At 59.7% G+C, this 12,141-nt stretch carries 7 protein-coding genes and 6 tRNA genes; 4 read left to right on the forward strand and 9 right to left on the reverse strand.

The window, feature by feature from the left end:
* Position 1 precedes the first annotated feature (1 nt).
* The 6 genes from BUC04_RS18170 to BUC04_RS18195 form a co-directional block, all read right to left on the reverse strand.
* Positions 2-76: transfer RNA gene (locus BUC04_RS18170), tRNA-Gln, on the reverse strand.
* 114 nt (positions 77-190) lie between these two features.
* Positions 191-265: transfer RNA gene (locus BUC04_RS18175), tRNA-Gln, on the reverse strand.
* A gap of 36 nt (positions 266-301) precedes the next feature.
* A tRNA-Met gene (locus BUC04_RS18180) sits at positions 302-378 on the reverse strand.
* Between the two features lie 122 nt (positions 379-500).
* Positions 501-575: transfer RNA gene (locus tag BUC04_RS18185), tRNA-Gln, on the reverse strand.
* A gap of 6 nt (positions 576-581) precedes the next feature.
* Positions 582-666 (reverse strand) — tRNA-Leu (locus BUC04_RS18190).
* A gap of 40 nt (positions 667-706) precedes the next feature.
* A tRNA-Met gene (locus BUC04_RS18195) sits at positions 707-783 on the reverse strand.
* Positions 784-1,045: 262 nt separating this feature from the next.
* Between BUC04_RS18195 and BUC04_RS18200 the strand changes: the two genes are divergently transcribed.
* Positions 1,046-1,873, forward strand: coding sequence for a universal stress protein (locus BUC04_RS18200; RefSeq protein WP_067660371.1), 828 nt, complete (start codon positions 1,046-1,048; stop codon positions 1,871-1,873).
* 67 nt (positions 1,874-1,940) lie between these two features.
* On the opposite strand, the gene BUC04_RS18205 is transcribed toward BUC04_RS18200, so the two are convergent.
* Complete coding sequence (locus BUC04_RS18205; RefSeq protein ID WP_067660368.1) at positions 1,941-3,230, reverse strand: dicarboxylate/amino acid:cation symporter; 1,290 nt, start codon at positions 3,228-3,230, stop codon at positions 1,941-1,943.
* Between the two features lie 291 nt (positions 3,231-3,521).
* On the opposite strand from BUC04_RS18205, the gene BUC04_RS18210 reads away from it, so the two are divergent.
* The gene (locus BUC04_RS18210) at positions 3,522-5,540 is read left to right on the forward strand and encodes a hypothetical protein (protein WP_143165788.1); all 2,019 of its coding nucleotides are present in this window, start codon (positions 3,522-3,524) and stop codon (positions 5,538-5,540) included.
* 67 nt (positions 5,541-5,607) lie between these two features.
* On the opposite strand, the gene astB is transcribed toward BUC04_RS18210, so the two are convergent.
* Positions 5,608-6,939: an N-succinylarginine dihydrolase gene (astB, locus tag BUC04_RS18215; RefSeq protein WP_067660362.1), complete on the reverse strand. Its 1,332-nt coding sequence runs from the start codon at positions 6,937-6,939 to the stop codon at positions 5,608-5,610.
* A 319-nt stretch (positions 6,940-7,258) separates the two neighbouring features.
* Here astB and topA point away from each other — a divergent pair, with 319 nt between their 5' ends.
* Positions 7,259-9,919 carry a type I DNA topoisomerase gene (gene topA, locus BUC04_RS18220; protein WP_067660359.1) on the forward strand — a complete coding sequence of 887 codons (2,661 nt, stop codon included), beginning with the start codon at positions 7,259-7,261 and terminating at the stop codon, positions 9,917-9,919.
* A 54-nt stretch (positions 9,920-9,973) separates the two neighbouring features.
* Here topA and BUC04_RS18225 read toward each other — a convergent pair whose 3' ends face one another.
* Positions 9,974-10,696 carry a hypothetical protein gene (locus tag BUC04_RS18225; RefSeq protein ID WP_067660356.1) on the reverse strand — a complete coding sequence of 241 codons (723 nt, stop codon included), beginning with the start codon at positions 10,694-10,696 and terminating at the stop codon, positions 9,974-9,976.
* Positions 10,697-10,891: 195 nt separating this feature from the next.
* Between BUC04_RS18225 and cysB the strand changes: the two genes are divergently transcribed.
* Positions 10,892-11,866 (forward strand): HTH-type transcriptional regulator CysB, encoded by a 975-nt coding sequence (gene cysB / locus BUC04_RS18230; RefSeq protein ID WP_067660353.1) that lies wholly within the window; start codon positions 10,892-10,894, stop codon positions 11,864-11,866.
* Positions 11,867-12,141 lie beyond the last annotated feature (275 nt).

Raw genomic sequence — 12,141 nt, forward strand, 5'->3', positions numbered from 1 at the left:
ATGGCTGGGCTACCAGGATTCGAACCTGGGAATGGCGGGATCAAAACCCGCTGCCTTACCGCTTGGCGATAGCCCAACTAGGGTGCTTATGGTGGACACCATAAGGCTTGAAGATGGCTGCACTAACAGGCGTAGAGCCTGGGCGTGTTGCCGGGATCAAAACCCGCATAGCAGGAAGTAATCCAAAAGATGGCTGGGCTACCAGGATTCGAACCTGGGAATGGCGGGATCAAAACCCGCTGCCTTACCGCTTGGCGATAGCCCAACAAAGGGTGCTTAAGATGACTTAAGGCTTCAAGAATGGTGGCTATGGCGGGACTTGAACCTGCGACCCCGGCATTATGAGTGCCGTGCTCTAACCAGCTGAGCTACATAGCCACTTAAACTTGTTGCGATGCTCGAGCTTGCTCAAACATCTGAACTATGGCTGCACAACCAGGTGTCGTACCTGGGGGTGTTGCCGGGATCAAAACCCGCATAACAGGTGTCAATCCAAAATATGGCTGGGCTACCAGGATTCGAACCTGGGAATGGCGGGATCAAAACCCGCTGCCTTACCGCTTGGCGATAGCCCAACAAGATGGTGCGGAAGGAGAGACTTGAACTCTCACGCCTCGCGGCGCCAGAACCTAAATCTGGTGCGTCTACCAATTCCGCCACTTCCGCAATGTTTCTTACGCTACCACGTTCGAGTGGTATAGCAAGATGGTGGCTACGGCGGGACTTGAACCTGCGACCCCGGCATTATGAGTGCCGTGCTCTAACCAGCTGAGCTACGTAGCCATCCGCTCCTCGTTGGGAGCGGGGCGTATTATGCTGAGTTGGCATGTACCCGTCAACCGCTTTTGCGGCGAAAAGTGGCTTGGCTGACGCGTTCGCCGTCAAAGTAAACAGAGTAGGCAAAAAAGCAGCAAGCGAGGGACCGTATTGGTGAAAAAATGAGGGGCTCAGCCACTGCCAGAGGCGGAGTGCAAAGAGTAAATTGGCCCGGATTTAGGTGGTAAGTCCTACAATTTAGAAAGGGTTACAGCTTTGGGGTTGGGCTATGGCAGGGATCTTGGCGGTCACGCCTGCGGCGGATGGCGGTTGCGATACGGTGGAGGCAGGTCTTCAGCTTGCCTTGGCGGAGCGACAGCGGTTGTTGGTGTTGCACAGTGGCGGTGAGGATACGCCCTTGCTGGACCGTGCCGCCTGCGGCCGGTTGTCGATGCGGTTGGCGGAGCGGGCAGGGGTTCCGGTGGAGCTAATGAGTGTCCCGGAGCAGCAACTGCTCGGCCGGATATTGGCACTATGCCAAGCCCATCAATTCGATCTGTTGATTAAGTCTCAACACCGTCCTGAGTCTGGCCACAACACTGATTGGCAACTACTGCGGCGACTGACCATTCCTTTGCTGCTGCTTCGACCGGGGGCCAAACTGGCTCGGCGTCGTGTTCTGGCAGCGCTGGATCTTGGCCATCGAAGTGGCAAGGTACAGCGATTGAATGTGCGGGTGCTGGCGATGGCCTCGCGTTTAGCGCACGACCGTCATGCTCAGCTGCATGTGGTTTACACCCCGCATCTGTCTCGTTTTTGTCTCGATCTTAATCTGCAAACCGCCTATGCGTTGGAGCAGCGTGCCGCAGCACGGCATGAACAGCACCTCGGCTGGTTAGCGGCTGCTGGCGTTCCCAGGGAGCGGGTTCACATCAAGGCGGGCAACCCGGGGCTGGTAATGCGTGAGTTGGCGGACGCATTGGAAGTGGAAACCCTGGTGGTGGGCTGCTTCGGCCGAGCCGGATTGATGGCCTGCCTCCAGGGCAATACTGCAGAACGGGTGATACGCCACCTGGGTCATCACCTGTTGGTGGTGCCCGGGCGAGCCACGGAGTGACCCGCACCCACCTCAGCGCAAACAAAAAAGGCACCGCAATGCGGTGCCTTTTGTTGATTCAGCGCGATTACGCTTTTTGCATCTCGCTAGCAGCCATCGGGTCGTCGTAGACCGCTTTGTCCAGGTTTTCCTCGGACTTGGCGACGATAACGGATACCGCGCTGTCGCCGGTAACGTTGACCGCAGTCCGGACCATGTCCAGCAGACGGTCAACACCCAGGATCAGGGCGATGCCTTCGACCGGCAGGCCAACCTGCTGCAGCACCATGGCCAGCATGATCAGGCCCACGCCCGGTACACCGGCGGTGCCGATAGAGGCCAGGGTGGCGGTGAGGATCACCATCAGCATGTCGGTCATGCTCAGGTCGATACCGAATACCTGGGCGATGAACACGGTGGCAACACCCTGCATGATGGCGGTGCCGTCCATGTTTACGGTGGCACCCAGCGGCAGGGTGAAGGAACCAACGCGGTTATCAACACCCAGGCGGCTGTTGGCGTTGTCCATGGTCACCGGCAGGGTCGCCGCGGAGCTGGCGGTGGAGAAGGCGTACATCTGCACACCCATCATCTTCTTGAGGAAGATGACCGGGTTCAGGCCGCTCAGCAGACTAACCAGCAGCGGGTAGATCACCAGGGCGTGGAACAGCAGAACACCCAGAACCAGCAGGAAGTAGTTGAATACGGACTGGAAGGTATCCAGCGGCAGGGTCAGGGTCAGCTTGGCGATGAGGCCAAATACACCGTAAGGGGCGATGGCCATTACGATGTTGACGATCTTCAGAACCACTTCGTTCAGCTCGGTGAACAGGGCGCGAACGCCGCTGGCCTTGTCACCCAGCTGGGCAATGGCAAAGCCAAACACGATGGCAAACACGATGATCTGCAGCATGTTGCCTTCCACCATGGCGGCCAGCGGGTTGCGCGGCACCAGATCGATCACCACCTGAGCCAGCGAGGGGGCTTCGGTTGCCTGGAAGGCCATGTCTTGCTGTTGCAAGGTGGCGTTGCCCGGGTGGAACAGCAGGGCTGCACCCAGAGCCAGGGAGATGGCGATGGCGGTGGTCAGCAGGTAGAGACCGACGGTCTTGCCACCCAGGCGGCCCAGCTTGGAGGGCTCAGACAGGTTGGCGGTACCGCATACCAGTGACACAAACACCAGGGGTACGACCAGCATGCGCAGGGCGGAAACAAACAGCGCCCCCATCACGTTGAAGATGCCGTTGGTGAATACGGTGTCGACAAAGGCGTTGCCCGGCAGGGCGTTACGCAGGATCAGTGCGACCAGAAAACCCGCCACCATGGCGAGCAGGATCTTGGCCGTTAGACCCATTTTATTAGCGGAATTTAGGCTCATATGACTTCCTTAGCAGATCTTATCGTTTTTTTAATGGGGGATAGCCTAGCAGGAAGTTCCAGTGACAAAAAAGGGTCTGCCTGTGGGGTTGGGGTGAAAATTGTTTTGCCTTGACCACAAAATTAAAAAGACATTCAAATTAAGGTGTTTGCCTTGTGATCTAGTGGTAACTTGATCGTTGCAAACACTTGTGGATTTTGTGACGTGGAGTCGATGATGCGTGCATTGCTACGGACGGTTTTTGTGCAAGCTGGGGTCTTTTTTCTGGTGGCCTGCAGTGGTGGTGGCTCATTGGATTCAAGTCCGACGGATGGCCAACCTATTGATCCGGCCAGCCCACCGGCGGATGCCGTTCATACCTTGGCCTTGACCATGTGGTCGTGCCCGGATCTGGCGACCACAGATCTGAGTAACTGTACCCAAACCACTCAGTTTGATGCTCAGCAGCCTGCCCTGTTGCAGCTCAAGGCCCAGCGAGATGGTGCAGCTGTGGTGGGCGAGCTTATCGAGGTGGCCACCGACAAAGGGGTGCTGATCCCGGCGGATGGGCGTGTGCTCAGCGATGAGAGCGGCACTGCGGTGGTGCGATTGCAGGCAAGCGACGCTGAAGGCATCGTCACGGTCCAGGCGCTCTATGCCGATACCAGCGCTACGGTGTATGGCGAGATCAATGCCGTCAGTGTTGACCTGGCATTGTCGAGCTCGCTGCAGGAAGGGGAGCGACTGTCCGATGGCTCGACCCTGGCGGTGATGACCGAGCTGTCGGTGGATGGTCAGCCCTACAGTCAGCCGGTTCAGGTGCGCTTCGCCTCCACCTGCAGCACCAGTGGGGAAGCTAGTATCGACGATACGGTGGTGGCCCAGTCCGGGCAGGCGATCGCCACCTACAAATCGGAAGGCTGCTCAGAGCAGGATGTGATCACTGCCACCTTGACCCTGGGGACCAAGGTGGCCACCGATACCCTGGTGATCCCTTTGGCCAACACCCCGGTGGCCAGCATTCAATACCTCTCTTCTAGCCCGGATTTCCTCCAGCTTGATGGTACTGGCGGTCAGTCCAGCGCCATTGTCAGCTTCCAGGTGCTGGACGAGGTGGGTCGACCCAAGCCGGGTGCCGATGTGGTCTTTACCCTGGCCAGTGGAGCGGACAAGGTGACCATGTCGCCGATGGTGGCACGCAGTAATGCCGATGGGCTGGTCTCCACCACACTGCAAGCGGAGAACCTGCCGGGGTCGGTTCGGGTTCAGGCTGCGGTGGATGGTGCCTCACCGGTGATCGCCAGCGTCTCCAAGGAGCTGAGTATCGGTACCGGCCTACCCAATAAGCGCAACGTGTCGCTGAGCTTTAGCGTGCACAACCCGGAAGCCTGGCACTACGATGGCGTCGAGGTTTCGGTGAACGTTCTGGCCGCGGATCACTTTGGCAACTGGGTCCCGGATGGCACCGCCATCTCCTTTATCACCAGCGGCGGGGCGGTTGAGCCCCGCTGTGTGACCCAGCAAGGGGGCTGCTCGGTAACCTGGCGCTCGCAGGATTTCCGACCCGACAATGCCCGCGCTGTGGTGCTGGCGTTCGTAGAGGGGGAGGAGTCCTTCATTGATCAGAACGGTAATGGCCTGTTCGACGAGGGCGAGTTTGATCCCCGCTTTGATGAGCACGAGGCGTTCGTCGATGCCAACGAGGACGGTGGCTTCGACATCGTCGAGCAGTTGATCGACCGCAACCGCGATGGCGCTTTCAACGACGTGGACGGCCAGTACAACGGCATCCTTTGCCAGGGCGAGGCCCTCAGCAGCGGTGCCTGCACCCAGGACCTGGTGGACGTCAATGCCTCCGGCGTCATCGTGATGTCCGGCGTCTCTCCAAGCGTGTTCTTCTGTCATCTGGACAGCGGTGACGCCGATGGGGACGGCAACAACTCCTACGACTGCTGGGATGACCGTACTGACGCGCTCTGGTCTGCGGGCTCATTGGAGGGGGTGAGCACAGCAATGGCCTGCGTGGTGGACGTGGCGTCCGACGGCACCTGGAACCCGGTCCCGGTGGGCACCAGCATCACCTTCAGTGCCGATGATCCGCTCAAGACCGTTGGGCGCGCCAGCCATGAGAAGCTGAGCAGCTCCGCTCCCACCTACCTGGTCAGTAATGAAGGGGAGGTGCTGGTGGACTGGCGCAGCAGTTGTGGAGCCGGCGCTTATTGGGTCAGCGTCGATACCAGCGACGGCTTTGGCACCCTGCAGGTCGAGGTGGAAACACCCAAGTCCATCTTTACCTCGAGCTCGGTCAGCATCACGGAACCGACTCCCTGAGCATCGACAACGACAAGGGCCGGCATTTGCCGGCCCTTGTTCTGTTATGCCTCTATATATAGTGGCGTTATCGCTGGAAGGGGTAGAGGCTTCCGAGCTGCATCAGCTGAGTCAGTTCATCCAGGGCGGTCTGGTTCTCCACCAGTAGACTGGGGTCGCGCAGGTCGTCGAAGCTGAGCCGATCGCGGTAGTGTTTATCTACCCAGGCGGACAGGGCGGTGTACTGGTTGTCGTTCATCAGGCAGGCGGGATTAACGGCGGCCCGCTCAGCCTCAGACAGCACCACCCGCAGGCGCAGGCAGGCGGGGCCACCGCCGTTTTGCATGCTCTGCTTGACGTCGAAGTGGATCACCTGACGGATGGGAGTGTTCTGATCCACCAGCTGTCCCAGGTAGCGGGCAACGCTGGCCTCCTCCTGACACTCGGTGGGGGCGATGATCGCCATCTCGCCGCTGGGCAGGGTAACCACCTGGGTATTAAACAGGTAGCTTTTCACTGCCGCCTCAACAGAAACCGCGTCGGTGGGCACTTCCACCAGGTGCAGCTCACCGGCAAAGCGAGCCTGGATCTCCGCCAGGGCCTTTGACTGCTGATAGAACGCTTGCTGGTGGAAGAACATCAGGTTCTGGTTGCCTACGGCGATGACGTCGTTGTGGAACACGCCCTGGTCGATGAGATCCGGGTTTTGCTGCACAAACAGGGTATGTTCCGGGTCAAGCTGATGACTGCGGGCAATGGCCTGGCTGGCCTCCAGGGTCTGTCGGGCCGGGAATCGCCTCGGGGCGGGGCGGCTGGTGTCGTAAGCACTGCGGCCATAGACAAACAGCTGCAGGCCCTGCTGACCATAGTCCTGGCAGAGCCGGGTGTGGTTGGCCGCGCCCTCGTCGCCCAGGTTGTCGTGGCTGGGCAGCGCCGGATGGTGTTGAAAGTGCTGCCCCTGGGGGAACACCGCCTGCAGGGTTCGGCCGGTTTGCTCGTGCTCTATCGCCCGGTGCAGCTTATTGACCAGGTTGGCAGGGGTGAAATGCACCTTGCCATCGGCGCTGTCGGCACTGGGAGAGACGGTGGCGGCGTTGGCGCTCCACATGCTGGAGGCGGAGTAGCCGGCCAACAGCAGATGCGGGGCATCTCGATGCGCCTGCTGCAGCACCTGGCCATCATTGCCGCTGAAACCCAGCTGACGAAGGAACTGGGTATCAGGCCGGGATTGGGGCGGCAGGATCCCCTGTACCAGGCCGAGCTGGTGCAGCGCATGCATCTTCGCCAGCCCCTGCAGCGCCGCGGCCTTGGGGTTGGAGTGTGCCTGGGCGTTGCTTTGCGAGGCGATGTTGCCATAGGAGAGGCCGGCGTAGTTGTGGCTGGGGCCGACCAGGCCATCGAAATTGGCTTCCAAATGCATCTGTTCCCTCCTCTGGAACACGGAAAATGGCCGTAAAAAAACGGACTTGAAGGGGTTCCAGTATAAGGAGGGAATAGGGCGGAACAAGCCGGGTTACTAACGTGCCACATCATTAATTGAATAACTATTTCTTGCTTGTCGCCTTCGGATGCATTAGTACTTTCTGCAATTGCGTGTTCAGTCGCGAAAAAAAGTTTTACTGGCCAAAATTCGGCTAAGCGTATGGCCTCCAAGGGGGTTAGGGTTGAATCTGCAACGCCTTACCTCTATATATGGAGCCAATTTACTATCCAAAGCGTAATAAGGGCTCAACCGTTCAATGGGCAAATCCCTGGTCATTGTGGAGTCGCCAGCCAAGGCGAAAACCATCAATAAATACCTCGGCAAAGATTTTGTCGTGAAGTCCTCTGTCGGCCACATTCGTGATCTGCCGACCTCCGGCAGTGCGTCGGCGAAAAAGCCGGCCAGCACCAAGACGGCGGCGGAAGTGCGCAAGATGGCGCCGGAGGAGAAGGCCCGTTACAAGGCGCAGCGGGATTACCAAAGCCTGATCACCCGCATGGGCATCGATCCGCGCAACGACTGGGCTGCCGATTACCATGTCCTGCCGGGCAAGGAGAAGGTGGTCAAGGAGCTGCAGACCCTGGCCGAGAAGGCGGACACCGTCTACCTCGCAACGGATTTGGATAGAGAAGGGGAGGCGATCGCCTGGCACCTGCAGGAGGTGATCGGCGGCGATGATTCCCGTTATCGCCGGGTGGTGTTTAACGAGATCACCAAGTCGGCGATCCAGGATGCTTTTGCCCAGCCACTGTTTCTGGATCACGCCAAGGTGGATGCTCAGCAGGCACGTCGCTTCCTCGACCGCCTGGTGGGCTTCACTGTCTCGCCCCTGCTTTGGAAGAAACTGGCCCGTGGCCTGTCGGCCGGCCGAGTGCAGTCGGTGGCGGTGCGCCTGATCGTCGAGCGGGAGCGCGAGATCCGTGCCTTCGTCCCCGAGGAGTTCTGGGATATCCATGCGGACCTGACCTCGGCCAGCGGTACCGCGCTGCGGATGGAGGTCGCCCGGTTCCAGGGTAAGGCGCTGAAACTCAGCGATAAGGCCCAGACGGATATCGCTGTCGCCGCGTTGACCGGTGCGGATTACCGCATCAGCAATCGGGAAGACAAGCCCAGCACCAGCCGCCCTTCGGCCCCCTATATCACCTCCACCCTGCAGCAGGCGGCCAGTACTCGCCTGGGCTTCGGGGTGAAGAAGACCATGACCCTGGCGCAGCGTCTGTACGAAGCGGGTTACATCACCTACATGCGTACCGACTCCACCAACCTGTCCAAGGAAGCGGTGGCCAGTGTCAGGGACTTCATCGGAAGCGAGTACGGCAAGGCCTACCTGCCGGAGAATCCGAACGTGTACGGCTCGAAAGAGGGCGCCCAAGAGGCGCACGAAGCGATCCGTCCTTCCGATGTCAACGTCAAGGCCAGCACCCTGTCCACCATGGAGCGGGATGCCCAGCGCCTGTATGAACTGATCTGGCGTCAGTTCGTGGCCTGCCAGATGACTCCGGCCAAGTACGATGCCACCACCATCACCGCGGTTTCGGGCGATTACGAGCTCAAGGCCAAGGGCCGGATCATGGTGTTTGATGGTTGGACCCGAGCTCAGCCGCCGGCCGGGCGTAAGGGCGACGAGGATAAGACCCTGCCCGATGTCACCGTGGGCGAAGCCCTGACGTTGGCCAGCCTGGATCCCAAGCAGCACTTCACCAAACCCGTGGCCCGGTTTAACGAAGCCTCGCTGGTGAAAGAGCTGGAGAAGCGTGGCATCGGCCGCCCCTCCACCTACGCCAGCATCATCGGCACCATCCAGGACCGGGGCTACGTGCGGGTCGAGAATCGCCGCTTCTTCGCTGAGAAGATGGGCGAGATCGTCACCGACCGTCTGGTGGAGAACTTCCAGGACCTGCTCAACTACGACTTCACCGCCTCCATGGAGGAGACTCTGGATAAGGTGGCCCGTGGCGAGCTGAACTGGAAAGAGGTGCTCAACGAGTTCTACGGCGATCTGACCGACAAGTTGGAGACCGCGGAGCTGGATGAAGAGCATGGCGGTATGCGCCCTAACCAGGTGGTGATGACCGACATCGACTGCCCGACCTGTGGTCGTAAGATGGGGATCCGTACCGCCACCACCGGTGTGTTCCTGGGGTGCAGCGGCTACTCTCTGCCGCCGAAGGAGCGCTGCAAGACCACCATGAACCTCACCCCGGGTGAGGAGGCGGAGGCGATCACCTCGGACGACCAGGAAGCCGAGGCACTGATTACCAAGCGTCGTTGCGGCATTTGCGGCAGCACCATGGACAGTTACCTGGTGGACGAGAAGCGCAAGCTGCACGTTTGTGGCAACAACCCTGTCTGTCCAGGCCATGAGGTTGAACATGGCACCTTCAAGATCAAGGGCTACGACGGCCCGGTGATCGAGTGTGACCGCTGCGGCAGTGACATGGAGCTGAAGGACGGCCGATTCGGTAAGTACTTCGCCTGCACCGACAGCAAGGAAACCGGCTGTAAGAACACCCGTAAGCTGCTCAAGAGCGGCGAAGTGGCGCCGCCGAAGGAAGATCCGGTGCCGCTGCCGGAGCTGCCCTGTGAGAAGTCCGATGCGCACTTTGTGCTGCGTGATGGCGCCGCTGGTCTGTTCCTGGCCGCCAGTACCTTCCCCAAGAGCCGCGAAACCCGTGCGCCCAAGGTGGAGGAGCTGAAGCGCTTCAAAGAGCGTATCTCACCCAAGTTCCACTACCTGGCGGAAGCGCCGGTGGCGGATCCGGATGGCAACGCCTACGTGGTGAAGTTCAGCCGCAAGAACAAGGAGCAGTACGTGGCTTCCGAGCTGGACGGCAAGGCCACCGGCTGGATTGCCAAGTTCGAGGCTGGTCGCTGGCAGGAAGAGCAGACCAAGAAAAGCAAGGCCAAGAAAGCCTGATCTCAGGCAACAAAAAAGGGCGCTCAGTGAGCGCCCTTTTTTTGTGCTTGTCAGTTACCACTTCTTCTTGGGCTGGAACAGCTCGTCCAGGTCATCCTGGGCCTTGGTGGGCTTGCCCTGGTGCAGATTGGCCTGCTGACGCTGATCAATCTCATCCAGCATGGTGTTGGCCTGGGCCAGTACCGCATCGCGAAAGGCCAAGTCGGTGCTGGGCTGGGCATTGAGGTTGGTGATCAGCTTGGACAGCAACTGCTTGGCGGAGCCCAGCTGGCTGGCGGTCATGGCGAAGCGAGCGCGCTCCAGCAGTACGTGGCTGTTGATCCGCACCAGCAGCTGATCGGCCCGCTGCATCTCCTGGGTAAACTGTTCGTTGTCTACCCGGCTGCGGTTGTGTTCGTGACGCAGCACCTCCTTGAGGCGCTTGAGACCCTGGACCAAGGGGACCAGCTGCTTCTCGTCGTTGGGCACGCTGAAGCTGTCGAGGGCGGGCTCTCCGTTTTGCTGCTTGAGGGTGCGCAGCATCGCCTGCACGTCAGCCTTGCGACGCAGGAAGTCCTTGTTCTTGGGGTCGACCGTCAAGGCGGCGTCGGTGGCCTCCAGCACTCGCTGGTTCAGCACCGTCAGCAAGGCGGGGCTCATGGGCAGGGCGGCGCCGATGCTAAGCAGCTGCTCGGTCTCATCGATGATCGCTTTCTGTTTGGCCAGTTGTTGCTGGCGGGCCAGTTCCAGCTTCTCTTTGTGTTGCTGGAGCAGATTTACGCCGATGATCAGCAGCAAAAGGGCTCCAGCAAGCAGCAGAACAAGAGTTAAAGACATTGTTTTTGCTGATTCGTTTTGATTTTTTTCAATGCTACACCAGTTGTGCCCCGGGCTGTAGCGCAGGGGCCAAATTCGTGGCCAAGCACATATTCCAATAGTATTATCTTTAGCAGTAAGGCTATAACTGATTTGAATTAAAACGGATGGTTTGCCATGAAGCTGCAGCAGCTGCGTTACATCGTTGAGGTGGTGAACAACAACCTGAATGTCTCGGCCACGGCGGAGAGTCTGTACACCTCTCAGCCGGGGATTTCCAAGCAGGTCCGGATGCTGGAGGATGAGCTGGGGATCCAGATCTTTGGCCGCAGTGGCAAGCACCTGACCCATGTGACGCCAGCGGGTCAGCAGGTGATCGACATCGCCAGCGAGATCCTCGGCAAGGTGGAGGGGATCAAGAAGGTCGCGTCGGAGTACACCCAGCCGGACCGGGGCGACCTTAATATTGCGACTACTCATACCCAGGCCCGCTATGCCCTGCCGGAGGTGATCCGCGGCTTTATCGAGCGTTTTCCCCAGGTCAACCTGCTGATGCACCAGGGCACACCGGATCAGATCTGTGAGATGGCGGTGCGCGGTGATGCTGACTTTGCCATCGCCACCGAGGGGATGCACCTCTACCACGACCTGGTGATGCTGCCCTGCTACCACTGGAACCGCTCCATCGTGTTCCGTAAGGACCACCCTTTGGCCCAGTGCAGTGAGGTGGGGTTGGCGGAGCTGGTGAAGTACCCCTTGGTGACCTATGTGTTCGGCTTTAACCGCAGCTCGGCGCTGGAGAAGGCCTTTGCCCAGGTGGACGGTGATCCCCGGGTGGTGTTCTCCGCCACCAGTGCCGATGTGTTGAAAACCTACGTGCGGATGGGGCTGGGGGTGGGCGTGATGGCCACCATGGCGCTGGAGGAGGAGGACAACGACGATCTGGTGGTGGTGGATGCCTCTCACCTGTTTGAGGCCAATACCACCAAGATCGCCTTCCGCAAGGGCAGCTTCCTGCGTTCCTACATGTACGACTTTATGGAGCGCTTTGCCCCGCACCTGACCCGCCCCGTGGTGGAGCAGGCCCTCTCGCTGCGAGACCAGGCGCAGATCGATGCCATGTTTAAGGACATGGCGCTGCCGATGCGTTAGGGGATAGCCGGTACTGGGGTGGGCTGCTAGGAAGAGCAGGCGCTAGGGCGGGCTTCGCCCTTCTAGGGGCTAGGAAAAGCCTGGGAAGAGCAGGTACTAGGGCGGGCTACGCCCTTCTAGGAGCTAGGAAAAGCCTAGGGAAAGCGTTGACTGCCTGGGTTTGAATCTTAGGCTAGCCTGCCTAGCACCTAGCACCTAGCACCTAGCACCTAGCACCTAGCACCTAGCACCTAGCACCTAGCACCTAGCACCTAGCACCTAGCACCTAGCACCTA

The organism is Ferrimonas marina (genome assembly GCF_900129905.1).
Classification (GTDB): domain Bacteria; phylum Pseudomonadota; class Gammaproteobacteria; order Enterobacterales; family Shewanellaceae; genus Ferrimonas; species Ferrimonas marina.

What these genes read in the sequence shown, in the direction of transcription:
- BUC04_RS18200 (WP_067660371.1), top strand. Translation starts at nt 1,046, where the DNA reads ATGGCAGGGATCTTGGCGGTCACGCCTGCGGCGGATGGCGGTTGCGAT.
- astB (WP_067660362.1), bottom strand. Translation starts at nt 6,939, where the DNA reads ATGCATTTGGAAGCCAATTTCGATGGCCTGGTCGGCCCCAGCCACAAC.
- cysB (WP_067660353.1), top strand. Translation starts at nt 10,892, where the DNA reads ATGAAGCTGCAGCAGCTGCGTTACATCGTTGAGGTGGTGAACAACAAC.
- BUC04_RS18205 (WP_067660368.1), bottom strand. Translation starts at nt 3,230, where the DNA reads ATGAGCCTAAATTCCGCTAATAAAATGGGTCTAACGGCCAAGATCCTG.
- topA (WP_067660359.1), top strand. Translation starts at nt 7,259, where the DNA reads ATGGGCAAATCCCTGGTCATTGTGGAGTCGCCAGCCAAGGCGAAAACC.